The sequence below is a fragment of the Candidatus Allofournierella excrementavium genome (genome assembly GCF_048526665.1).
Lineage (GTDB): Bacteria > Bacillota > Clostridia > Oscillospirales > Ruminococcaceae > Allofournierella_A > Allofournierella_A excrementavium.
Map to the genome: position 1 here is coordinate 93,129 of NZ_DBGFPE010000026.1, position 22,951 is coordinate 116,079.

A 22,951-nucleotide genomic window follows, 5' to 3' on the forward strand; every position below is an offset into this window, starting at 1 on the left:
GGCCGTCAGTCGGCCCAGGTGTCCCGCTCAAGGCGCAGATAGGCCAGTTCCGCCTCGGTGAGGCGCAGGTCCAGCGTCTTGATGCAGTCGTCCAGCTCCCACAGGTTCTGGGGCCCGATCTGGGCCGCCAGCGGCAGGTCCTGGCTGAGCACATAGGCCAGGGCGATGTTCACGCCGCTGCATCCGTGCACCTTGGCCAGCTCCAGCGCGCGCTCCCGGCGCTTGAAGTTCTCCTCGGTGAGGAAGGACTCCTTGGTCACCATGGGGGCCTTCTCCGGGTCGTAGGCGGGCAGCAGCGGGTCCACAAAGAAGCCCGCGCCCTGGGCCGCCCAGGCAAACAGGGCGATGTCGTGCTCCTTGTGCCAGCGGGCAAACTCGTCGTCGGCGTACCAGGTGCCGGGCCAGCGGTTGTATTTGGCGTGCACCAGGCTGTAGGACGGGCTGGACACCGACGGCCCGCGGTAGTTCATCCGCTTGCAGTAGTCGATGGCCTCCTGCACCCGGCTGGGCTGCCAGCTGCTGATGCCGTAGGCTTTGAAGTAGCCCGCGATGCGCAGCTCTTCCAGCTTGTCCATCAGGTCGGGCACCGGCACATGGGGGTCGTCCCGGTGGATCATGTAAAGGTCAAAGTAGTCCACGCCCACCCGGTCCAGGCTGTACATCAGGTCCTCCTGGATGAAGGTGGGGCTCACCCGCACGAACTCCTCGTGCAGCACGCCCTTGCGGTCGATCAGGCAGTTGCAGCACTTGTCGCTGATCATGATGTCCTCCCGCTTCACGCCGGAGGAGCGCAGCCAGCGGTCCAGGATCTCTTCGCTCTTGGCGATGCCGTTGCCCTTGCCGTAGTAGCGGCCGGTGTCGATCATGGTGCCGCCCCGCTCCACATACAGGTCCATCATCTTGTGGGCTTCGGCCTCCGCGTCCAGGCTGAACCAGGCGGTGCCGAAAATAAGCCGGGGCACGGGCTTGTCCAGCCCGCGGACGTTGATATATTCCATCGCTGCATGTCTCCTTTGCTTGTTTGATGTATGCTGCCGCGGGCTGCGCGCACCGCCCCGGTCCGTTCGTTTTGGATTTTAGCATCGGAGATTGACAAAAACAAGACGATTTCAAATGTTTCAGAGCGAGGGCAAAAGTTTGTTGAATATATAACAATGTACGCCGAAGAAATTGGCTCAAAACCACAAAAAGCGCCGCAGATTTGGAATTTCTGAAATAAAGGCCGGAGAAAAGGGCCAAAATCCTGAAATCATCTGAAATTTCTGATTGAAATATTGACACAGATGAAACTGAAATGCTATTGTAAAGAAACAGAACAGGAGGGAAACGCCATGGCAGTGACCCAAAAAGAGATCGCCCGGCGGGCAGGGGTGTCCTGCGCGACGGTGTCGCGGGTGATACGGGACCCGTCGCTGGTGCGCCGCCAGCTGGCCCAGCAGGTGTGGACGGCCATGCGGGAGCTGGGGGTGGAACCCCGGGACGGCGAGCTTGCCGAGCACAAGCGCAACGACCTGCTGGTGGTGGTCAACGACTTCACCTACTCCCTCTACGGCGGGTTCATCGCGGGCATCGCCCGCACCGCCGCCGAAAAGGGGCTGAATCTCGTGCTGTGCAACAGCGGGGGCGATCTGTCGGTGGAGCGGGCCTCGGTGAACAACGCCTGCCGCAGCGGCTATGCGGGGGTGATCTTCGTCACCGCCGAGGACACCACCGAATATCGGGAGATGGTGGCGGGCATCACCATCCCGGTGGTGTTTTTGAACCGCAAGATTGAAGGGCTGGACTACGACTCGGTGCTGCTGGCCCATTTTGAAACGGCGCGGGTGGCGGTGCGCCACCTGCTGGAACAGGGCCACCGGCGCATCGCCATGCTCTCCACCGACACCGACTCCACCAACACCCGGGCGGAGCAGGCGGGCTTTGTGGACGCGCTGCTGCAGGGAGGCGTGCCCTATCCCCAGGCCCAGGCCAGCATCTTCTATTACCCCAACACCTACCGGGGCGGCTACGACTTCGTGCGCCGCTTCGAGCAGGAAAAGCTGGACTACACCGCCCTCTACGTCATCAGCAGCGAGCAGACGGTGGGCCTGGTGCTGGGGCAGATGCAGCGGCCGGACAGCGCCTTTTCCCGGGTGAAGATCCTGGCGCTGAACCGCAGCCCGGTGCTGGTGCGCCCGCTGCCCGGCCTCACCACCATGGAGCAGCCGGTGCAGGAGATGGGCCGCAAGGCGGTGGAGGTGCTGCTGGAGCGTGCCGCCGCCCCCCAGCGGGAGCGGATGAACGTGCAGTACAACGCCCTCCTCGACCCCGGTGTGTTTTAAAGCAAAAAGCGGACCGTGCCTTCTGGGCACGGTCCGCTTTTTGCTGTTTTCGCTCACGCCGCCAGGCGGAAGGTGAGGGCCACCGGGTTGTGGTCGCTGAAGGCGAAGTCCGCGTCGATGTTCTCGGCGCTGGCGGCCACATTGTCCGACACGATGAAGCCGTCCACAACGGTGGTGTAGTTCACCCCCGGCTCGTAGGGGATGTCCGCCCCGCGGCAGGTGGCCACCTCGAAGCCGTTGTCCGCCGCCACGAAGGAGAAGTGCTCCGGCAGGTCCGCGTCGGAGAGGGTCTGCACCCAGCCGGGGAACTGCTGCTGGCTTTCGAAGGCGTGCTCGGTGCCGTAGAGGGCGTGGTTGAAGTCGCCCCCCACGATGACGTAGTTGCCCTTTTCGTACTCCTCTTCCATCACGCTGCACAGCAGCTCCAGCTGCCGCGAGCGCACGGTGCCGCCCTCGTCGTAGGCGGACATGTGGCTGTGGATGAGGGCCAGCTGGCCCTCCGCGCCCTCCACCGGCAGGTAGAGCACGGTGAAGCAGCGGTCCAGGTCGGTGAATTTGATGAAGAAGCTCTCGTCCACCGGGTAGCTGCGGCGCACGCCGCCCTCGGCGGCGCAGCGGGTGAGGGTGAGCAGCCCGGCGTTCACCACGCCGTGGTGGTCGGTGAGGGGATAGGCAAGATAGCCGCTGTGGAAGTTCTGGCCCCAGATCCAGCCGTAATCGGAGAAGGCGTCCAGCGCCATCTGCCGCTGGTCCACAAAATAACTGCGGTGGGAGTCGTAGTCCACCTCCTGCAACAGCAGCAGATCGGCGTCCAGCTCTTCCAGCGCGTCCAGCGCGGCGGTGGTGTTGGCCAGCACGTCCTCCTCGCTGCGGGCCTTGCCGTAAAGGCCCTGGGTGGGCGTGCCGTCCTCCATCACGCCGGTGTCCATGAAGAAGGAGTAATCCGGCCCGTAGGCCCCGAAGCCCAGGTTGCAGGTGACGGCGGTGTACTCTTCGCCCGCCGCCAGCGTCTCGGCGGGGGCGCTGGCCACCTCCAGGGCGAGGTTATCCTCGATGCGGTAATACTGGAGCTGCAGATAGCCCACATACCCGGCAAAGAGCAGCACCAGCGCGCCCAAAACAACAGCCAGCGCCAGGGCGGCGCGGCGAAGGACCTTTTTCATTTTGACCTCTTTCCCGACGAAAAAAGAGCAGCACAAAACAGGGCCTGTTTCGTGCTGCTCTCCGTCGCTTGAACACTGTTTTCTAATCATACACGAAAACAGCGGCGGGGGCTATCCGCAAAAGCGATGAAGTTTTTGGCCCGGCCATGGGCGGGGTGCACAAGGGCGGGCAACTTTTGCACAAAATCCCCCTTGCGTTTTGTGGCAAAAGGACGATGCTGTTAAAAACAAGCATGTTTATAATAAAAAGGCTCATCAAAAATACCGCTGGTGGGGCTGCTCACCCGGCGGTTCCAAAAGCCGGTGGAGGCGCTGCGCCGCCGCTGTCTTGCGTGAACAAAAAAGGAGCGTTCCCCGCAAAGGGAACGCTCCTTTTTCGGTTTTGTCAGTGCCGCTGGTCGGTGAGGGAGTACATCTCGCAGAACCGGGCGGAAAAGCTGGGCTCGCGCCCGCCGGCGTAAAGGTGGGAGGTGTCGCCGAAGGCCCCCAGCCGGAAGTACGCCTCGCCCTCCCGGCGCTCTTCGGTGACGAGGGTGGTCACCGAGGAGGGCGCGGCGCAAAAGCCGTGCCACAGCACCATGGGCGAGAGGTTGAGCATCCGGCTCAGCAGCACGCACTCCACCCCGAAGTGGCAGAACAGCACCACCGTGTCGGTATTGGGGCGCTCGGCCCGGTAGATTTCCCCCTCCCGGCGGTAGCCGTGGGCCGCCAGCAGCTCGTCCAGGGAGCGCGTCACCCAATGATACTGCTCCGCCACGCCCGCCTCTGCCATGGGCCCGGCCTCCAGCCAGGCGGCGCGGTCAAAAAAGCGGGGCTCGGCGGTCCAGTCGGCGGGCAGCCAGTCCCAGGGGATGGACGGCCCTTCCGCGCCGGGCTTGTGGATGGGGGCGTCGAACTCCCGCAGCCAGGGGCACTCGGTGGCGGTGCGGCCCATCGCCTTCAGGGTGAGGCTGGCGGTGTCCTTCGCGCGGCCCAGGGGCGAGACGTAGAACGCCGCCACCTCCAGCTTACTCAGCCGCCGGGCCAGCAGGGCGGCCTCCTCCCAGCCGGTGGGGGTGAGGGAGTCGATGGAGTAGTCCGGGTCGGCGTGGCGCACGATGAGCAGTTTCATAAGGTCCCTCCGTTCAGTAGACAAAGGCTTTTTGCAGCAGATAGTTGACGAAAAAGAGCAGCACGTCCGCGCCCATTTTTGCGCCCAGCCGGGGCAGGGCGGGCACAAGGGCCGCGGCGGCGGCCACCAGCAGGGCGCTGCACAGCGTCTTGCCCACGGTGATGAGGGCGTAGAGGCCGGTGGCCCGCCCGCGGGCGGCGTGACTGTGGAACACCAGGACGTAGTTGATGACGTGGTTCACCAGGGCGGAGGCCGCCCGGGCGATGCAGGTGGCGGCAACGATGGCCGCGGCCTCGCCCGCCGCGTCCTCCAGCAGGCGGCAGAGCAGTTCGAAGGCGGCCAGGTCCACCCCGGCGGAAAACAGCGACGAGAGCGCGAACCGGGCGAAACGCCCGCCCGCGGGCAGCCTTTGGGCGGCTGCGGAGATGTGCATCAAAAGGACTCCTTTCCAAACACAGGAAGGCCGGCCCGCAAAGGGAACGGCCTTCTTTCACTATACCACTTTGAAAACGAAAAATGCAAGGCGCGGCCCTCAGCGGATGGGCCGCCCGATGCCCAGCGCCTGCCGCCAGGCCGGCGGCGGGCCGTCGTCGCCCCAGTATTCCTCCAGCGCGGCGATGCGCCCGTCCTCCACCCGGAAAAAGGAGGTCACATGGAAGGAGGCGGTGCGCCCGGCGTCGAACACCCGCACCAGCGTGATGAGCAGCGGCCCCATGGCCTCCACCCGCTCCACTTCGCCCTCCCACGCGCCGGGGTACTCGCAGTTGGCGCGGATGAACTCTTCGGCGGTGAAGCGCTCGTTGGTGTTGGGCCAGAGCACCTGGGCTCCCGGCGCGAAGAACGCCGCCATCTCGCCGGCCCGCTGGGCCAGCGCCGCCGCCCAGTAGGCGGAAATATCCAGTTCTCTGCCGTCTTTCATAAAAGCCTCCTCGGACGAATGGATCCTGCCTTTATCATAAGGCGGGCAGGGGAAAAAATCCAGAGCGGTTCAGTCCGCGGCCCCGGCGGCGCCGTCCCGCCGGCGCAGCAGCAGGAGGTAGCCGGTGCACAGCACCAGACTGACCAGGGCCGTGGCGGGGATGGCCATGCTGATGGTGAGCATGCCCGCGCCCGGCAGGCGGCTGAGAAGGTAGGACAGGGGGATGCGCACCAGAAAGGCGGTGAACAGGCCCTGGGCCATCACGAAGGTGGTGCGCTCGCGGCCGTTGAAGTAGCCCAGCATGCAGTAGATGAAGGCGTTGAGCAGGTGTTCCGCCGCGCTGCCCCGCATATAGAGGGCGGCGGCTTCGATGACCGCCGCGTCGCGGCTGAACAGGGCGGCCAGCAGCCCGCCGCCCCAGAAGGTGAGGGTGAAGATGACCGCCCCGAAGCACAGGGAGACCTTCTGGGCGGCAAACAGGGCCTTGCGGGCGCGCAGGGGCTGGCCCGCGCCCATGTTCTGGGCCACGAAGGTGGACAGCGCCGACATGAAGGACATGGGCACGATGGACAAAAAGACGTACAGTTTTTCCGAGATGCCCACCCCGGCGGAGGCCACCAGACCCAGGGAGTTGACGATGCTGGTGATGATGAGGAAGGAGATGGTGGTCAAAAAGTCCTGCAGGGCGATGGGGGTGCCCAGCCGCAGGATGCGGCCCACCGCCCGGGGCACGTCTCTGTGGCGGCCCCGCACCGAGAAGGGCAGGGGGTGCCGGCGCATGTAGCCCAGGGAGAACAGCACGCTGGAGGCTTGGGCGATGACGGTGGCCAGCGCCGCGCCGGAGGCGTTCATCCCGAAGCCGCCCACCAGCACCAGGTCCAGCGCCACGTTCACCAGGCAGGCGATGAGCACGAACAGAAAGGGCGAGCGGGAGTTGCCCAGGCCCCGGAACACGCCGCTGATGCCGTTGTAGGCGGCGATGAACAGGATGCCCCCCGAGCAGATGCGCACATAGCGCAGCGTCTCGGGCACCGCCTCGGCGGGCACGTTCATCCACTGCACGATGGCGGGGGCGAAGGCCAGCATCCCGGCGGTGAGCGCCGCCGCCAGCAGGGCGAACAGGCGCAGCTGGCCCGCCACAACCCGGCCCGCCGCGTCGGGGTCGCCCGCGCCCACCGCCTTGCCCACCAGCACGGTCACGCCCATGGTCAGGCCGGTGATCAGCACGGTGAGGGCCTGCATGATCTGGCTGCCGGTGGCCACGGCGGAGACGCTGGCGGTGGAGGAATACTGCCCCACCACCATCAGGTCCACGCCGCCGTAGAAGGCCTGCAGCAGCTGGGAGAGCATCAGCGGAAAGGCGAACTGAAGCAGCGGCGGCAGGATGGGCCCCGCCAGAAACCGGTTTTTGGTCAAGTCGTTGTTTGTCATCGTTTCCTCCTGCGTTGCAACGAAAAACGCCAACAAGCATACACTTGTTGGCGATAATGTATCAAACGAAGCCCCTATTGGAGCGGGACTATTATAACATCTTTTCCCGCGGCGCACAAGAGCCAAAAAAACAGGCGCGGCGGTTTTGCGCAAAAGGTCCGAAAGCGATACAGGGCTTGCTTTTGCGGGGAAGCGACTGCGCCCGCAGGCGCATTTCGAGGCCAACCGCCGCGCAAGCGGCGGCACTTGGGCCGAGATGGAGCAGCAGAATGAGCGCGCGATGATTTTTTGCAAAAAAATCGCCGCAAGCGATATGTCGCTTGCGAAATGCCGGGGCCCCCGGGAAAGCCCGCGAAGCAGGGTTTTCCGGGGAAGAGGAGGAATGACGGAGCGGCATAAGAAAAGCCCAGCCTTTTGGCTGGGCTTTTTGAATGGAGCAAAGTCCATTCCGGCGTGGTGCGCCCGACTGGATTCGAACCAGCGGCCTTCCGGGTCGGAGCCGAACGCTCTATCCAACTGAGCTACGGACGCAGATCTGCGGAAAGCCATCTCTGAGGGGTGGTTTCCGACTTGTTGACCGCACCCTTTTGGTGCATCGCTTATTCTACCACATTTTTTTGCCTTGGTAAAGCCCTTTTTCAAAAATCGCGCCGAAAACCCCTTTTGCGGGGCCTTCGGCGCGGCTTCGTCAGCGGCGCGCCCTCAGCAGAGTGAAGAGCAGCATCGCCAGAAGAAGGCACTGGAAGAACAGATACGTCAGCAGCGTCCCCGCCCAGGAGGGCCGAGCGCCTTCGTCAACAGGGGCGGAGGGCGCGGGCGAGGGGGTCGGCGCGGGGGAAGGAGTGGGCTTGGGAGAAGGCGAGGGGCTGGGCCGGCCGTCCTCCTGGCCCTCGCCGGGGGCGGGGGTGGCCTGGGGCGCGGGGGTCTTTGCGGGGGACGGAGCGGGAGCAGGGGCCGCGGTCTGCCCGGGGGCCGGGGCCGGCGCGGCGGGCGTGGGGGTTGGACGCACGGGCGAGACCGTCTGCCCCTCCGTCTCGTAGCCCCGCAGCACCGTGCCGGTGTAGTTGCCCTGAAAGCGCAGGGTGATGTCCACCCGGGTGCCGTTTTGGCGGGTCTCCACCGTGTAGTCGGCGCCCTCTTTCAGAACGGCGCCGCCGTCCCGCACGGTGAGCGCTTTCGCATCCTGGGCGTTTTCCACCGGCGAGACCCACAGCAGCGCCGCGTCCTTGGGCAGCACCTGCACCGGGATCTTCACATGCTCCACCGTCTCATAGTTTTCGGCGTCGGCGGGGGTGTAGCGGGCCTCAAAGACCTGCGGCCCGGCGCTGCCCACCTTTTGGTCCGGGGCCTCCCAGGCAAAGCCCGGGCCGGGGTCCACCTGGCCCAGCGTGCTGCCGTACACCGCCGTCAGCCCGGCGGGCACGGTGTATTGAGGCTGCGCCTTCAGGATGTGGAATTCCTTCACCGCCACAAGGCCGGCGTGGCCGTCCTGGGGCGGCACCACCGCCCGCACGTACCAGGTGCCCGCCTCGGTGGGCGGCCGGGAGGTGAAAACGCCGCTTTCGCTGTCGCTGTATTCATACACCGGCTCGCCGTACTGGGCGTCGGCATGGGGCAGATGGGCGGCCTCGCCGTAGGTCCAGTCTTCCATGGTCAGCGGCTCCAGCCAGGCGTTGCTCACCCGGAACTGCAGCGACGCGGTGAAGGAGAGGGAGCCGTCGGTGTAGCGGTAGGTCACCAGACTGCCGTCGGCAAGGCCGGTGAGCAGGCTGCCCTCCAGCTGCGCGCCGGTCACGTCGGTGATGCGCGCCGGGTCGATGGGCAGCCCCAGCTGCCCCAGGTCGAAGGTGGTCTGGCCCTCAGCCAGCTGCACCTCCACCGGGCGCTGGCCGTCCAGAACGGCGGTGGGGGCCGCCTGCCCCGCGCGGACGCCCAGCAGCTGGTTGTCGCCGGCCATCAGGTCGGTGAGAAGGGGGTTGCCGCTCAGGTCCAGAAAGACCAGGTCGCTGCGCTCGATGCCCAGCAGTTCCAGGTTCGGCGCGTGGCTCAGGTCCAGCTCGGTGACCAGGGTGTAGGCGCACCAGAGGTCCAGCAGGGCCTCGTTGTCCCCCAGGGTGAGGGTCTTGAGGGGCCCGCCCATGTAGATGAGGTATTGAAGCGCTCCGTTGCGGGATACGTCCAGCGTTTCGAAGGGGTTGTCGCCGCAGGCCAGCTCCCGCAGGAGCGGGGCCGCCGAGGGGTCCAGGGCGGCGATGCGGTTGTCGTGGCAGTGCAGCACCTCCAGCCGGGGCACCTGGGAAAGGTCCAGTTCGGTGAGCTGGTTTTCGTTGCACAGCAGGTTGGTCAGATCGGGGGTCTGGTCCAGGGGCAGCTGGGTGAGGGCGTTGCCGATGCAGTTCAGCCGGGTGAGGGCAGGGAAAAAGCCGACGCCCTCCAGCGAGCGGATGCCCTTGGCGCGCACATCCAGGCTGGTCACCGACGCCCGCTCGCTCTCCGAGAGGGCGCCGTCGCCGTCGGTGTCGAAGGCGCGCACGCAGTCCAGAAAGGCCGGGTCGGGGAAGTTCGTTTCGTCCAGCGCCACCGTCCCTTCGGCAGCGGGGGCGGGCGTTTCGGCGGGGGCTGCGGCGGCGCTGTCCGCGGGGGCGGAGGCCGCCGTGCTCCGAGAGGCCGCCTCCTCGGCGGCGGCGGGCAGGGGAGCGGCCGCCGCGCCCAGCACAAGGGCCAGCACGACGGCCGCCCGCAAAAGGAATTTCTTGTTGTCGGTCATGGTCTCACACACATCCTTTCTCTCAAAGGGTTTTGTTCGTCAGGGCTGCAGCAGGGGTTCCATGTCCCGCAGGCCCCCGGCGCAGCGGCGGCTCACGGCCCCGGGGTTGCGCCGCAGGTGGCGCAGCGCCCGGCGGTACATGGAGTCGGTGCGGCCCTCCATGGCGGAGAGCTCCTCCCGCACCAGCCGGGCCGCGTCCACGTCGCCGCTGGCCTCGACGCTCAGGGTGCAGAGCAGCTGGCGGCGCTGCTGGCGAAGGGCCTGCAGGCGGCTCTGGGCGGTCTCGATGCCGCGGACAAGGCCGCCGGGGGCGAAGGCGGCCTCCACCTCGTACCGCTTTTGCAGCCGGGCGATGTGGCGGCTGCTGGCGCTGAGGCTCTGCAGCAGGCTGCGCATGTCCACGGCCTGGCGCAGGGAGACCAGCAGGTCGACGGCGAAGAAGGCGGAAAGGGCCAGCGCGGCGGTCAGCGCCGCGGCGGGGGCGAGCATCGCCACCCAGCCGCTCACCACCGGGTGGATGAGCCGCAGCATCACCAGGGAGAATGCGCCCCAGCACAGGGAGGCCGGCAGGCAGATGTAGCCGTTCAGGTTGAAGCGGTACATGCTGTAATCCCAGTAGCGCACGTGGAACAGGCGTTCCATGGTCCAGCCGGTGACGTATTCCAGCAGCGTTGCGCCGGTCATGCCCATCAGAAAGACGAGAAGCGGGTTTGCGGCCACCGGCAGGGTGAACAGCAGGATGGCCACCGCGCCGAAGCCGTAGATGGGAAGCAGCGGGCCGTTGAGGAAGCCCCGGTTCACCCAGCGCCCCTGCCGCAGGGAGACATAGCAGGACTCCCAGACCCAGCCGAGGAAGGAGTACAAAAAGAAGAACAGTGCCCACTGGGCGGGGGCGTAGCCAAACCAGGTCATAGGATTCCCTTTCTTTTCACGGTGTGGGGGCGGGGCCCGGCCTCAGAGGGCCGGGCCGCCGGGAGCCGCGGATGCGGCCCGCTTTTCCAGGATGACGGTGGCCAGGTCGCTGACGCCGTCGGCCACCAGTGCGGCTCCGAACACCATCACCGCGATGCGCACCGCCGCGAAGGGGTTGATGACGATGAGCGCGCCCAGCACGATGGGAACGACGGAGGAGAGGGCCAGGGGGATCATGCCGGGGAACTGTTCCCGCAGGCCGGTGATGGCCAGGGGCAGTTTGCCGATGCCGTCCACCAGGAGCAGGGAGCCCAGCACCAGCGGCAGGACCGACAGGATGGCCTGGGGCCAGATGAGGGCGAAGACGGAAAATGCGGCGGGCAGCACGGTGAGGAACAGATCGCCCGGATTGGCTGCGCCGGCCTTGCGGCCCTGCAGATAGCGGACCAGATGGCTCACGCCGTAGGCGGCAGCGCCGCCGGCCAGCGCCCAGACGAAGAACGTGCCGGTGGCGGCGGGGAAGGCGAAGAGCAGAACGCCCATCGCGATATACAGCGCGGCCACCCAGACGGATGCGGCGCGGGTCCAGAAGAATTGGAACATGAGAATACCTCCTTGACAAAACAGTCATGATTTCAGTTTTTTTGCAAAATTTCTTTTGCTGTTCTCATCCTACCATGGGCGGGCGGCGGAGTATGTTTGCCAGACAACGGGCCGCCGCTTCTTGCCAGAAAAAGGAAGGAGTTTTATAATAATAGAAAGAAAACTGCCTGCGAGGAGGCGCAAAAAGCAGATGGAACAGAAGCTGGACCTGGCGGTGCTGCGGGCGAATATGCTGTTCCGCAACCTGACCGACGAAGAGGTGCTGAGCGTCATCGACACCATGTCGCCCCACACCATGAAGTATGAAAAGCGCACCGTGGTGGCGCGGGACGGCGACGGGTTCTCCGAGATCGGGGTCATCCTGTCCGGCAGCGTGCACCTGTTCCACATCGACAGCAACGGCAACAGCAACCTGATGGACGTGCTGGGCGCCGGCGACACCCTGGGCGAGCTGTCCGCCGTGGGGCGCTACCGCCTGCATGTGACGATCACCGCCACCGCCCAGACGGAGATCCTCTTCCTCAGCGTGGACCGGCTGCTGCGCAAGAACGTGCTCACCGCCCCCACCCAGATCCGCTTTTTGCAGAACCTGACCCTGGCGGTGGCCAAAAAGGGCCAGTACCTCACCCGCAAGCTGGAGGACAGCATCCGCCGCTCCACCCGGGAGCGCTTGCAGGACTACCTTTCCGCCCAGTACCACAAGGCGGGCAGCCGCACCTTCGTCATCCCCCTGAACCGGCAGGACCTGGCGGACTTCCTCTTTGTGGACCGCAGCGCCATGTCCAACGAGCTGTGCAAGATGCGGGACGAGGGCCTTTTGAAGTTCGACAAGAGCCGCTTCGAGCTGCTGGTGGAGATGCCCATCACCGACGACGAGCCGGACCCCAACGACAAGGAATAAAAAAGCAGCCGCACCCGGAAAGGTGCGGCTGCTTTTTTGCGGTTTCAGGAGCGGCTGGCGGCAAGGGTGCCGGCGGCCAGCGCCACGCCGGAGGCTGCGAGGTAAACGCCCCACACGGTGCTGAGGGCGAACCAGCTCATCAGGGGATTGGCCAGGATGACCATGGCCAGCAGGCCGTTCATCAGCCCGGCGGCCAGCATCCAGCCCGCGCCCTGCGCGCCCTCGCGGCGCATCTGGGAAAAGGCGAGGAACTGGTCGATGCCCCGCAGCAGGGTGAGGAAGGCGGCGGCCACCGAGAGCCCTTCGATCAGCCCGGCCAGGCCGAAGCTGGTCTGGAAGGAGGCCCAGAGGGCGAACAGGCTGGAGCCCGCCAGCAGGATGCCGTTCACCAGAAGGTCCGCGCCGCGGGCCTCGGGGGGCGTTCTGACCCAGGCGGCGATCTGCGCCGCCCCGAGAACGCCCAGCCCCGCGGTGATGAGGCAGGCCAGCATCACCCCCGTGGCCAGCGGGGAGAAGAGAGCCAGCAGGCCCAGCACGGTGAGGGCGGCCCCGGCGGCCAGCCCCGGAACGGGGCTGACGCGGGCGGCGGGCTGCTGCGGGGGAAGGGAGACGGCGGGGGTGTTGTTGTTCATTGCGGTTCTCCTTTGTGTTTCAGATCAGCTGATAGCGGGCCAGAAGCTCTTCCAGGGTGGTGCCCCGGACCTTTTCCAGGCCTGCCAGCAGCGCCATTTTGTAGGGCAGCGGCAGTTTCATGGCGGTGAGCTTGCGCCCGTCCAGCAGGTAGTGGGCGGCGTTGAGCAGGCAGCGCACGTCGTAGGCGGAGCCGAACACTTCCGGCACGCCCCGCTCCACGTCCAGCAGGGTGTAGACGGCTTCCATCGCCGTGCGCACCGAGTATTCGGTGGTGAAGATGGTGTCCCGGGGGGTCTGGGCGAACTGGCCCAGGAAGGCGAAGTTCACGCAGCCCTCGGGCACCACGTCGGGGCGGTCGCCCGCCTCGCGGGGCATGAAGAAGGCGGTGACGTAGGGCATCATGCAGGGGACGGTGGAGGCGGACTCGGCGGCGAGGCGCTCGATCTCGCTCTCCGGCACGCCCAGGTGATACAGCCACTCCATGCAGATCTCGGCGCCGGTGCATTCCGACATGAGCTTGCCCACATAGTCGCCGGGCTCGTCCGGGTAGAGGCCGTAGATCCAGCCCACCAGCTGGCCCTCCGGCTGGGCCTTGAAGTGGGGCTGGCGGTTGAAGGTCCAGCTCATCAGCCAGGCGGAGTCCTTCACGGTGACGATGCCGCCGGTGACCACCTTGCCCGCGTAGGGGTCGCGGCCGCAGATACGCTCCACATAGGGGGTGATGCGGTCGTCCAGAAGGGTGACGGTGGCGGACTCCCACTTGGTGGCCTCAATGTGGTCGCAGAATTTCTCCGGCCGGCCGAAGGACGCGTCCTGCACGGCGATGTTCTTCCACAGCTGCCAGCTGGCGCCGTCGCCGGGGGCGATGTCCAGCACCGGGGCCCTGTCGTTTGCGCCCAGGGCGCTCTCTTCGGTGCAGGAGCCGTTGGTCACGAACACCAGGTCGTTCTCGGTCAGCTCCATGGTCTCCTCTTTGCCGTCCTTCACCAACACCAGCTGGTGGGCCACCTTCTTGCCCGGCAAGAAGTGGAACAGCACGTTCTCCACCCGCACGCCGTAGCGGAAATCCACGCCCTTTTCCTCCAGGTATTTCACCAGCGGCAGGATGAGGGATTCGTACTGGTTGTATTTGGTGAACTTGAGGGCCGAAAGGTCCGGCAGGCCGCCGATGTGGTGGATGAACCGCTGGAGATAGAGCTTCATTTCCAGCGCCGAGTGCCAGGTCTCAAAGGCGAACATGGTCTGCCAGTAGAGCCAGAAGTTGGAGTCGTAGAAATCGCCGCCCAGCACCTCCTCGATGCTCTTGTTGTAGAGCTCCTCGTCCGGCGTGAAGAACAGTTTCATCAGCGCCAGCGCGGCCTCGTCGCTCAGCTCAAAGCGGTTTTTGGTGTCGGCGCTCTCGCCCCGGTCCAGGATGGCCCGGTTCATGGAGAAGTTGGGGTCGTCGTGGTTCAGCCAGTAGAACTCGTCCAGCACGCTGGCGTCGGGCACTTCCAGCGAGGGGATGGAGCGGAACAGGTCCCACAGGCATTCGTAGTGGTTTTCCATCTCCCGTCCGCCCCGGATGACGAACCCCACGTCCGGCCGCAGCAGCCCGTCGCAGGCGCCGCCGGGCAGGTCGGCCCCCTCCAGAATGTGGATGCGGCTGCCCTCCATGCCGCCGTCCCGGATGAGAAAGGCCGCGGCGGCAAGGCTCGCGAGGCCTCCGCCCACCAGCCAGGCCTGTTTGTCCTCCGCGCCCTTGGGTTTGCGGGGGCGGGCGAACGCTTCATAATTTCCGTTGGTGTAATACATTGTGTACCTCCTGTGCGCCGGGCACTGCCCGGGCGCTGTTGATGGTTTGTTTGAGTGCAGAGGCCCGGCGGGCTTGCCCGTCTGGGCCGGCAGCGGGCCGGCTTTGACTTGTTCCAAGCATACCGCACCCCGGGCGCAAAAACGGTGGGCCAAACAACGAAACAAAAAATTTTTCGCGCCCCTTCGTTGGAAATACAACCGCCCCCGCGCCCCGGAAAAGGTATGCTGATAACAGGCGGACAACGCTGCTCTCAAACATCCACCCATCTGTAAGGAGAAATCGATATGACCGACCTTGAAAACATGCTCTTCCTCAAACTGCGGCCCGCCTCGGACCACCGCCTCGCCGACCTGACCGAGCCCATCCTGGCGGAGGGCGAGCGGGTGCTGCAGCCCTTCCAGGGCATCCGCGACGGCGTGGTCTTCACCGACCGGCGGGTCATCGCCGTGAACACCCAGGGCTTCACCGGCAAGAAAAAGACCTTCGTCAGCCTGCCCTACAACCGCATCCAGGCCTATTCGGTGGAATCCGCCGGCATGATGGACCTGGACAGCGAGATGCAGCTCTGGTTCGCCGGGCTGGGGGTGGTGACCTTCGAGTTCATCTCCGGGGCCGACCTGGCAAGCATGGCCCGGCTCATCGGCGAGGCGGTGCTCGCCTGAGCACGGCGCACACAAAAAGAGGACCGGCAGCCCGAAGGGGCTGCCGGTCCTTTTTGCTTTGGGGGTTCAGAACAGTTCCAGAAGGAACTGCGCCACATGGTCCACCGCGCGGTCGGCCTGCTTGAGGGGGAACATCTGGAACACGTGCCACATGTCCTCCCAGCACTCCATCCGGCAGGGCACGCCCTGCTCCAGCAGCCGCTGGTGCAGCCGGGCCGAGTCGTCGAAGAGGATCTCGTTGGAGCCCGCCTGGATCATCACCGGCGGGAAGCCGGAAAAGTCTCCGAAGAGGGGCGAGAGCAGCGGGTCGGCCCAGTCGGCGCCGGGGGCGTAGGCGTCCCGGGTGGCCAGCATGTAGTCGGCGGTGAGGGAGGGGTCGTCCCCGGCCCGCTGGGTGAAGGACTCGCCGCTGAAGGTCATGTCCGTCCAGGGCGAAAACAGCACCAGGCGGCGGGGCAGCTGGCGGCGGGCGTCCCGCAGCATCAGGGTCAGCACCAGGGCCAGATTGCCCCCGGCGGAGTCGCCCATCACCACCACGTCCCGGGCGCCGTAGCCCAGCAGCATCAGATAGTCCCAGGCTTTCAGCGCGTCCTGCCGTGCGGCGGGGCTGGGGTGCTCCGGCGCGAGGCGGTACTCAAAGCAGAGCACTTCGTAGCCGGTGCGGTTGGCAATTTTGGAGGCGAGGGGGCGGGAGTAGTCCAGGCTGCCGCTGGTGTAGCCGCCGCCGTGGCAGTAGAGCACCACCTTGCGGGGGTCGTGGCCGCGCTCCGGCCGCACCCAGGCGGCGGGCATGCCGTTCAGTTCAAAGGGCTCCCAGCTCAGGCCCAGCAGCGGGGCGGCCAGCCGCCCCAGCACCTTCTGGCCTTTGCGCTGGCGGTCCAGTTCTTCCTGGCCGGCGGCAGCGGGGGAGGAGGCCGAGCGGATGGTGCGCATCGCCTTCATCATGGCGGTGGTCACCGCCTGGTCGGCGGGGCTCGTGTCGGAATAGCGGGGCATGGGGATGTGCAGGCCGCCCCGGGCGTTTGTGTTGTTGGTGTTTTCCATAAGATTTTCTCTCTTTCGGCGGGCCCGCGGCAAGCGGGCAGTGGCTGCTGCTTTCAGTATAGCATAAAAACGGCGGGAAGGCGTTGCCCGCGGGGGGCGGCGGTGCTACAATACAAGGTGGAGACAGAAGGAGGCGACGCAGAATGGCACACGCCGCGCAGAACTGGTACCGGCTGGACAACGCGGGCATGGTCTATTCCGCCATCCAGCGGGACGATTACTCGGCGGTCTACCGCTTTTCGGCGGTGATGGACGCCCCGGTGGACCCCCAGCGCCTGCGTCAGGCCGCCCGGCGGGTGATGCCCCGCTTTCCCGGCCTGCAGGTGCGGCTGCGGCGGGGGGCGTTCTGGTATTATTTTGATTCCGACCCCTCCTTTGTGCCCGACGTGGAGCCGGACATCGCCAACCCCTGCCAGCCCATCCGTTTTTCTTCCAAGGACCGGCTGCTGCGGGTGTTCTATTACGGGCCGCGCATCTCCATCGAGCTGTTCCACGCATTGGCGGACGGCGCGGGTGCGCTGGTGTTTCTGAAAACGCTGGTGGCGGAGTATCTGCGGCTGGGCGGGGTGGAGGTGCCCTGCACCGAGGGTGTTCTGGACCCGGCGGAGCCCCCGGACCCGGAGGAATGGGAGGACGCCTATCCCCGCTACGCCACCTCCCGGGCCCGGCGCAGCCTCAAGGCCGGCCCGGCCTACAGCTACACCGGCACGCCGGAGCCCTTCTACACCCTGAATGTCATCATGGGCCTCATCCCGGTGGACAAGGTCCACGCCGCCGCCAGGCGCTATGGCGTTTCCATCACCGAGTTCCTGGCCGCCGGGCTCATCCAGGCGCTGATGGTGCGCCAGCGCAGCGAGGGCAGGCGGCGGGAAAAGCCGGTGGCCCTGGTGGTGCCGGTGAACCTGCGGCCCTATTTCCCCAGCCGCACCCTGCGCAACTTCATCCTCACCGCCCGGCCCTTCATCGACCCGGAACTGGGGGACTACACCTTCGCGGAGATCGCCTCTCAGGTGCACCACTACATGCGGCTGCACGTCACAAGGCAGGAGATGGCCGCCTACATCACCCGGAACGTCAGCCTGCAGCGCTCGCCGCTGCTGCGGCTCATCCCCAGCCCGCTGAAGAATCTGGGCATGGCGGTGGGCTTCCGGACGCTGGGCGAAAAGCCCTATTCCACCACCTTCACCAACCCCGGCGTGTTCCGGGCGCCGCCGGAGATGGAAGCCCACATCCGGCGGGTGGAGATGGTGCTGGGCCAGTCCTATTCCGGGCGCACCAACTGCGCGGCCATCAGCATGGGCAACACCCTGGCGCTGAGTTTTTCCGGCACCATGCGGGAGAGAGACCTGGAACGGGACTTCTTCCGCTGGCTGGTGCGGGAGGGCGTGCCGGTCAAAATCATCTCCAACAGAAAGGGCTGAGGGATCATGTCTTATTGCGTGAACTGCGGCGTGGAGCTGGACGTTTCCGCCCATGCCTGTCCGCTGTGCGGCACGCCGGTGGTCAATCCCCGCTGCCCGGTGGACGAGACCGCCCAGCCGCCCTTCCCGCTGGCGCGGCGGGAGGTGGAGCCGGTGGACCGGCGCAGCCTGGGGCTGCTGCTCACCGGCATGCTGGCTTCGGTGGCGGTGTGCTGCTGCGCCATCAACTGGCTGGCCTTCTTCCCGGCGGTGCCCTGGTCGCTCTATGTGGCGGGGGCTGCGGCGGTGCTCTGGGTGTGGGCGGCGCTGCCGCTTTTGGCCCGGGGCTGGCCGGTGCCGGTCTATCTGCTGGCGGACACGGCCGCGGCGGCAGGCATGCTGGCGCTGGTGGCCGCCCTCACCAACGGCTGGGGCTGGTTTGCCCGGCTGGCGCTGCCCATTCTGGGCATCACCGTCCTGTTGGGCGCGGTGGTGGGCGGCATGGCCGCCCGGCGGTGCTCCGGCCTTTCCACGGCGGGGGTGTTCTTTTTGCTGCTCATCCTCTGGCTGCTGGCGCTGGAAGCGCTCATCGACCTTTATGCCTTTGGCCGGTATCAGCCGGGCTGGTCGGTCATCGCCGCGGCGGCGGGGCTGGTGGCAGCGGTGTTTCTGCTCATCGTGCGCCTGCGCCCCCGCTTGCGGGAGGAGCTGGGCCGGCGCTTCCACACCTGAATCTCCCTGTTATCAGTATAGCCCTTCGGGCCCGGCAGGTCTGTGTGTCAAACAACAGGCCGCCGGGCCTTTTCCGCGCCCGTCAGGAAAGGCGCTTGCGGGCAACGGAGCCCCACCGGGCCCGCCGCCCCATGGTCACCAGCGCCTGGCAGCGCCAGAAGGCCAGCAGCGGGCGGTAGAGCAGCGGCTCCAGCAGGCAGGCTCCCGCCAGCCGCAGCGGGTCGTCGGGGGAGGGGTAGACCCGCCCCTCGGTGACCAGGGCGGTCAGGCTCTGGGTCAGCCCGTGGAGGCAGGCCATGGCGAACACCAGCAGGGCCGCCGTGGTGGGGCCGCCCAGCAGCAGAAGGGCCGCCAGCATCCCGTAGCCGGTCAGTTCGATGACCGGCCCCAGCAGCTCGATGGACCAGAACACCGGCAGGGCCGCCATGCCCACCGTGCCGTAGCGGGGCCGCAGCACCATGCCCCGGTGCCGCCACAGCGCCTGGGCCAGGCCCCGGTGCCACCGCACCCGCTGGGTCCGCAGCCCCCGCAGGGTCTCGGGCACCTGGGTCCAGCAGAGGGCGTCCACCGCCTGCACCCTGCCGGTGAGGGTGGGCGGCACGCCCGCTTGCACCACCGCGCCGTTTTGCACGAGGCAGCCGTTGAGGGGCCGCACCACGCCGCCGGCGGCCACCACCCGGTCGTCCCGGGCGAACCGGCAGGCCAGCTTTTTCAGCGCGTCCGGCTCCAGAAGGCCGTCCGCGTCCACGCAGCACACCAGCGGATACCGGGCCGCGTTCAGCCCGGCGTTCAGCGCGTCCGCCTTGCCGCCGTTCTCCTTGTCCACCACGATGAGGTCCCGGCAGCTCTCGCTGATGAACAGCCCCCGCACCTGCCCGCAGGGCAGAGGGCCCTCCCCGGCGGGGTCCAGCGGCCGCAGCTCGAACTCCTGCCGCAGCAGGTCCAGGGTGCCGTCGGCCGAGCCGTCGTTCACCACGATGACCTCGAAGCGGGGATAGTCCTGCCGCAGCAGGGCGCGCACGGTGTCCAGGATGGTGACCTCCTCGTTGAAGGCCGGCACCAGCACCGACACCGCTTCCGCCCGCTCTTCCGGCAGGTCAAGATGGGCGGAGGCCACCCGCATCTTGCGCCCCAGCAGCCCCAGCGAGGCCCACAGCACCGCCAGATTCACCGCCAGCGTCACAAAGTAGCAGGCCAGCACCACCAGCCCCATCACCATCACGGCCTGGGTCCAGAGATCGTTCATAAAAGCACCTCACGAGCCGCTGAGCAGCAGGTGCCGCCGGGCCAGCTTCTGTTTTTGGGACAGCCCGCCTCCGGCAAGGCTTTTCAGCAGGTCCGCCCCGGCTTCGCCCCGGGCGGCCATGCTCCGGGCCGCCCGCTCCCGCACGGCGGGGGACGGGTCGGCCATCATGGCGTCCAGCAGGCGGAAGGTCTCGTCGCCCGCCCGGCCTTCCAGCCGTGCCGCCGCCAGTTCCCGCAAGGCGGGGTCCGGGTCGTGCAGGGCGATGTCCTGCAGGCGGTCAAAGGCGCCGGGCAGGCCGCTGTCGGCAAAGCAGCCCAGGGCCGCGCCCCGCAAAGCGGGCTCCCGGTCCAGCAAAAGCAGAAGCCGCTCCAGTTCCGGGGCGGTGAGCGCCGTGCCGTTCAGGCTGCCGATCATGTCGGCCCCGCCGCGGCCGCTCTCCTCGGCCTTCTGCTGCAAAACCGCGTTGGACAGGCCCAGAGTGCGAAGCATCTCCGCCCTGCGCCCGCCGCAGAAGGGGGCCGCCGGCACCGCGCGGCGCAGCCGCTCCTTCTGGAGCGGACCGTCGGCGCAGGCGGAGGAAAAATAGAGGCTGAAATAGCGCTCGTCCGGGTCTTTGGAGTACCAGTAGGGCTCCAGCTGGTTGGCGGCCCCGGCGGGCTTGTCCTGCCCAAGGCGGGCGATGGCGCGGATGCGCCCTTCCGGGCGGCGCAGGGTGCCGGCGCTGGGCGCGTCCTTGCCGGCGGCGCGGCGGCCGCGCTGGAACATGAGCACCGCCATCAGGGCGGCAGCGGCCCCCGCGACGGCGATGACCTGAATGGCCACGGCGGAACGGATGAATTCATACATGGGCGCTCTCCTTTCGAGCGTGCCGCCTTTGGCGGCGGGGGAGGAAAGGGCGGACCCTTCCCGAGGTCTGCTTTCATCATACCAGACCCCCGCCCGCCCGGCGGTTGTGCATCCAACGAACGGAAAATTGTGGTATACTGAAAAAACGCCCCCGGCGGGGCGTGGGGAAAGGAAGAACGGCCATGCGTTTTGACGCCGCGCTTTTGGAGGAGTACCGCGCTCTTTTGCAGACCACCGGCCTGCAGAAGGCCTATGGGGAGTTCGTGGGGATGTTCCGCTGGCTGCGGGCGGAACTGGAGCGGCAGATGCCGGACTTCCGCTTCCAGAGCGCCGTCAGCGGCAGCGCCGTCGACTACGCCTGCTTCACCTTCACGGACGAGGCCCTGCGTCAGAAGGGCCTCAAGCTGGCGGCGGTCTTTGACGCGGCCGGTTTTCAGCTGGAAGTGTGGCTCTGCGGGGTGAACCGCCCGGTCGGCCGCCGCTGGGCCGGGGCGCTGAAGGACTGCCCGCCGCCCATCCAGTGGGCGGGGGAGCATCCCGCCGACTGGCTGGCGCGCCTGCCGGTGCAGGCGGACCTGGCCGACGGGGACGCCGCCGCCGCGGCCGTGAAAGAGGCGGCCCGGCAGCTGCTGGACCTCTGCGCCCGGCTGTGAAAAAACAGAAAGCGGGCCGGTCCCCGAAGGGACCGGCCCGCTCATTATTATATATAAGGATTCAGCTGCGGTGCAGCACCGGGTAGACCGCCCGGCTCAGAATGCCGGACACCACAAAGCCCGCGGCGGCTTCCACCACGCCCTGCACGCCCACGAACAGCAGCACGAACACCAGCGGGTTCGCCGCGCCCAGGGCGGTCACAAAGCCCTGGATGTAGTCGGTGCGGTAGAAGAACAGCACCAGCGCGCCCATGAAGAACACGGTGTTCAGCACCGGGCCCGCCAGGGCAGCCACGCCGAAGGCGGTGTTGGCCCGCAGGGGCTGCTCCTTGCGGTAAAGCGCCTTGAAGATCACCGCCGGCAGCCAGCCCGCCAGCACACGGGTGGGCACGCAGGTCAGGAAGGTGAACACCGGGTTGATGCTCATCAGCATGGTGCCGAAAGCGTCGGAACCAAAGCAGGTGGAAAAGCTGGTCAGGCCGAAGATGCCGCCCAGGATGGCGCCCTCGGTGGGCCCCAGCAGGATGGCGCCCACCGTCACCGGGATCATGATGGGGGTGATGGCCAGCGGGCCGATGTGGATGTAGCCCAGCGGGGTGTAGGCCAGCACCAGCACGATGGCGGCCAGCAGTGCCAGCCGGGTCAGACGCAGAGTCTTGGAATGGTCGTTCATGTTACATGCTCCTTTACTGCCGCTCCGCCTCAAAACGCGGATACAGCGCAAACTTATTTATGCACACGCCCCTGGCGGGGCGGAACACCATGGGATATTCACTTTTGGTTTTTCAGCCAGATGAGGTTCATGCCGTCCAGGATAAGGTCCTCGCAGCGGCGCACCGGCTGGGCCATCGCCTTCAGCACCGCCTCGGGCAGCTCGCCGGTGGCGGCCACCCAGGCGTCTTCGCCCAGTTCGCCCCTGAGGCGGGCGATGAGGCCGTCCAGCATGGCGGCGGTGCCCAGGATGCTGCCCGCCTGCAAACAGGCGGCGCTGTTCTTCGCCAGCGGCGCAAGGGCGGCCCGGGGCGCGTCCAGGTCCACCTGGGGCAGCTGGGCCGTGCCCTTCACCAGAGCGTTCAGCGCGGCCTTCGGCCCCGGCAGGATCATCCCGCCCAAAAGGCGGCCCTTCTCGTCAATGCCCATCAGCGAGAGAGCGGTGTCCGCGCAGAGCAGGATCACCGGCCCCGGCGCAAGGTCCAGCGCCGCCACCCCCGCGCACAGAAGCTCCGCGCCCAGCTGGCCCGGGTCGTCGATGCAGATGGCAAGGCCGCTCTTGAGCCCGGGCCCCACCGTGAGCACCCGCCCGTCGCTGCGTCGCCGCAGCGCGGCGGTCATGGGGGCGGTCAGGGCCGGAGCCACCGAACCGAGGATGGCGCCATCCCACCGGCAGCCGCCGTGGCCGTGCAGGTCCAGAAGCTGCCCCAGGGCGATGGCACACTCGTCCGCCGTCATGCCGGGCCGGGCGCTCAGCCGGCCGGAAAAAAGCTTTTCCCGCCCGTGGTATCCGCCCACCGAAATGTGGGTGTTGCCGATGTTCACCGTCAGGACCATGGCGCCGCGGCCTCCTTTCTCTTGAGCGGTCCCTATTATAATACTATTTATAGCAAAAAGGCAAGCCCCCCGTTTTTCGGGGGCGAAAAACCCCTGTTTACAATTTTTTCAAAAAATCCGAAAAAGGGGGTTGACTTTTGACTTCCAGGCTCGTATAATACTGTCTTGCGCCCCCCGGAAGGGAGCCGGCACCCGCCGGTCACCGGAAAGGCCGCCTCAAAAAATCGCAAAAAAGTGTTGACAAACAACACCGGATGCGATATA

The 22,951-nt window shown here is 66.7% G+C and carries 23 protein-coding genes and 1 tRNA gene; 6 read left to right on the forward strand and 18 right to left on the reverse strand.

Annotated elements, in window-relative coordinates; all coding sequences use genetic code 11:
* Nucleotides 1–5: 5 nt before the first annotated feature.
* Nucleotides 6–998, reverse strand: a complete 993-nt coding sequence (locus tag ACMI1Q_RS07390; protein WP_394979856.1) for an aldo/keto reductase — start codon at nt 996–998, stop codon at nt 6–8.
* A 333-nt stretch (nt 999–1,331) separates the two neighbouring features.
* On the opposite strand from ACMI1Q_RS07390, the gene ACMI1Q_RS07395 reads away from it, so the two are divergent.
* Entirely contained in the window at nt 1,332–2,321 is a 990-nt protein-coding gene (locus ACMI1Q_RS07395) for a LacI family DNA-binding transcriptional regulator (protein WP_394979855.1), read from the forward strand.
* Between the two features lie 53 nt (nt 2,322–2,374).
* On the opposite strand, the gene ACMI1Q_RS07400 is transcribed toward ACMI1Q_RS07395, so the two are convergent.
* The 9 genes from ACMI1Q_RS07400 to ACMI1Q_RS07440 form a co-directional block, all read right to left on the reverse strand.
* Nucleotides 2,375–3,484, reverse strand: coding sequence for an endonuclease/exonuclease/phosphatase family protein (locus tag ACMI1Q_RS07400; protein WP_419503307.1), 1,110 nt, complete (start codon nt 3,482–3,484; stop codon nt 2,375–2,377).
* Between the two features lie 385 nt (nt 3,485–3,869).
* Nucleotides 3,870–4,595, reverse strand: coding sequence for a histidine phosphatase family protein (locus ACMI1Q_RS07405; protein ID WP_419503308.1), 726 nt, complete (start codon nt 4,593–4,595; stop codon nt 3,870–3,872).
* 13 nt (nt 4,596–4,608) lie between these two features.
* Entirely contained in the window at nt 4,609–5,028 is a 420-nt protein-coding gene (locus tag ACMI1Q_RS07410) for a GtrA family protein (protein WP_417026324.1), read from the reverse strand.
* Between the two features lie 99 nt (nt 5,029–5,127).
* On the reverse strand, nt 5,128–5,514 hold the full coding sequence (locus ACMI1Q_RS07415) for a nuclear transport factor 2 family protein (protein WP_419503309.1): 387 nt from the start codon (nt 5,512–5,514) through the stop codon (nt 5,128–5,130).
* Nucleotides 5,515–5,583: 69 nt separating this feature from the next.
* Complete coding sequence (locus ACMI1Q_RS07420; protein WP_419503310.1) at nt 5,584–6,945, reverse strand: MATE family efflux transporter; 1,362 nt, start codon at nt 6,943–6,945, stop codon at nt 5,584–5,586.
* A 454-nt stretch (nt 6,946–7,399) separates the two neighbouring features.
* A tRNA-Arg gene (locus tag ACMI1Q_RS07425) sits at nt 7,400–7,476 on the reverse strand.
* A gap of 157 nt (nt 7,477–7,633) precedes the next feature.
* Nucleotides 7,634–9,712, reverse strand: coding sequence for a leucine-rich repeat domain-containing protein (locus ACMI1Q_RS07430; RefSeq protein WP_419503311.1), 2,079 nt, complete (start codon nt 9,710–9,712; stop codon nt 7,634–7,636).
* Nucleotides 9,713–9,751: 39 nt separating this feature from the next.
* Nucleotides 9,752–10,624: a putative ABC transporter permease gene (locus tag ACMI1Q_RS07435; RefSeq protein WP_419503312.1), complete on the reverse strand. Its 873-nt coding sequence runs from the start codon at nt 10,622–10,624 to the stop codon at nt 9,752–9,754.
* A gap of 42 nt (nt 10,625–10,666) precedes the next feature.
* The gene (locus ACMI1Q_RS07440) at nt 10,667–11,227 is read right to left on the reverse strand and encodes a DUF308 domain-containing protein (RefSeq protein WP_330058406.1); all 561 of its coding nucleotides are present in this window, start codon (nt 11,225–11,227) and stop codon (nt 10,667–10,669) included.
* Between the two features lie 190 nt (nt 11,228–11,417).
* Between ACMI1Q_RS07440 and ACMI1Q_RS07445 the strand changes: the two genes are divergently transcribed.
* Nucleotides 11,418–12,128, forward strand: coding sequence for a Crp/Fnr family transcriptional regulator (locus ACMI1Q_RS07445; RefSeq protein ID WP_419503313.1), 711 nt, complete (start codon nt 11,418–11,420; stop codon nt 12,126–12,128).
* Nucleotides 12,129–12,172: 44 nt separating this feature from the next.
* Here the strand turns inward: ACMI1Q_RS07445 and ACMI1Q_RS07450 are convergent, their stop codons facing one another.
* Together ACMI1Q_RS07450 and ACMI1Q_RS07455 are read right to left on the reverse strand one after the other, a co-directional pair.
* A complete protein-coding gene (locus ACMI1Q_RS07450) occupies nt 12,173–12,760 on the reverse strand; it encodes an HdeD family acid-resistance protein (protein ID WP_419503314.1) in 588 nt (195 codons plus the stop codon).
* A gap of 19 nt (nt 12,761–12,779) precedes the next feature.
* The gene (locus ACMI1Q_RS07455) at nt 12,780–14,555 is read right to left on the reverse strand and encodes an oleate hydratase (RefSeq protein ID WP_419503315.1); all 1,776 of its coding nucleotides are present in this window, start codon (nt 14,553–14,555) and stop codon (nt 12,780–12,782) included.
* 285 nt (nt 14,556–14,840) lie between these two features.
* Between ACMI1Q_RS07455 and ACMI1Q_RS07460 the strand changes: the two genes are divergently transcribed.
* Nucleotides 14,841–15,218, forward strand: coding sequence for a PH domain-containing protein (locus ACMI1Q_RS07460; RefSeq protein WP_419503316.1), 378 nt, complete (start codon nt 14,841–14,843; stop codon nt 15,216–15,218).
* Nucleotides 15,219–15,284: 66 nt separating this feature from the next.
* On the opposite strand, the gene ACMI1Q_RS07465 is transcribed toward ACMI1Q_RS07460, so the two are convergent.
* The gene (locus tag ACMI1Q_RS07465; RefSeq protein WP_419503317.1) at nt 15,285–16,262 is read right to left on the reverse strand and encodes an alpha/beta hydrolase; all 978 of its coding nucleotides are present in this window, start codon (nt 16,260–16,262) and stop codon (nt 15,285–15,287) included.
* Between the two features lie 143 nt (nt 16,263–16,405).
* On the opposite strand from ACMI1Q_RS07465, the gene ACMI1Q_RS07470 reads away from it, so the two are divergent.
* Together ACMI1Q_RS07470 and ACMI1Q_RS07475 are read left to right on the forward strand one after the other, a co-directional pair.
* Nucleotides 16,406–17,683, forward strand: coding sequence for a hypothetical protein (locus ACMI1Q_RS07470; RefSeq protein WP_419503318.1), 1,278 nt, complete (start codon nt 16,406–16,408; stop codon nt 17,681–17,683).
* Nucleotides 17,684–17,689: 6 nt separating this feature from the next.
* The gene (locus tag ACMI1Q_RS07475; protein WP_419503319.1) at nt 17,690–18,394 is read left to right on the forward strand and encodes a DUF6320 domain-containing protein; all 705 of its coding nucleotides are present in this window, start codon (nt 17,690–17,692) and stop codon (nt 18,392–18,394) included.
* A gap of 82 nt (nt 18,395–18,476) precedes the next feature.
* Here the strand turns inward: ACMI1Q_RS07475 and ACMI1Q_RS07480 are convergent, their stop codons facing one another.
* Together ACMI1Q_RS07480 and ACMI1Q_RS07485 are read right to left on the reverse strand one after the other, a co-directional pair.
* Nucleotides 18,477–19,640: a glycosyltransferase family 2 protein gene (locus ACMI1Q_RS07480; protein ID WP_419503320.1), complete on the reverse strand. Its 1,164-nt coding sequence runs from the start codon at nt 19,638–19,640 to the stop codon at nt 18,477–18,479.
* A 9-nt stretch (nt 19,641–19,649) separates the two neighbouring features.
* A complete protein-coding gene (locus ACMI1Q_RS07485; RefSeq protein ID WP_419503321.1) occupies nt 19,650–20,486 on the reverse strand; it encodes a HEAT repeat domain-containing protein in 837 nt (278 codons plus the stop codon).
* A 182-nt stretch (nt 20,487–20,668) separates the two neighbouring features.
* Here ACMI1Q_RS07485 and ACMI1Q_RS07490 point away from each other — a divergent pair, with 182 nt between their 5' ends.
* On the forward strand, nt 20,669–21,139 hold the full coding sequence (locus ACMI1Q_RS07490; RefSeq protein ID WP_419503322.1) for a DUF7000 family protein: 471 nt from the start codon (nt 20,669–20,671) through the stop codon (nt 21,137–21,139).
* Nucleotides 21,140–21,200: 61 nt separating this feature from the next.
* Here the strand turns inward: ACMI1Q_RS07490 and ACMI1Q_RS07495 are convergent, their stop codons facing one another.
* From ACMI1Q_RS07495 to ACMI1Q_RS07505, 3 genes are all read right to left on the reverse strand, one after another.
* Nucleotides 21,201–21,812 (reverse strand): ECF transporter S component, encoded by a 612-nt coding sequence (locus ACMI1Q_RS07495; RefSeq protein WP_417025647.1) that lies wholly within the window; start codon nt 21,810–21,812, stop codon nt 21,201–21,203.
* A 98-nt stretch (nt 21,813–21,910) separates the two neighbouring features.
* The gene (locus ACMI1Q_RS07500; protein WP_419503323.1) at nt 21,911–22,687 is read right to left on the reverse strand and encodes a type III pantothenate kinase; all 777 of its coding nucleotides are present in this window, start codon (nt 22,685–22,687) and stop codon (nt 21,911–21,913) included.
* 47 nt (nt 22,688–22,734) lie between these two features.
* Nucleotides 22,735–22,951 (reverse strand): hypothetical protein (locus ACMI1Q_RS07505; RefSeq protein WP_419503324.1); only part of this gene is annotated, 217 nt, incomplete at its 5' end.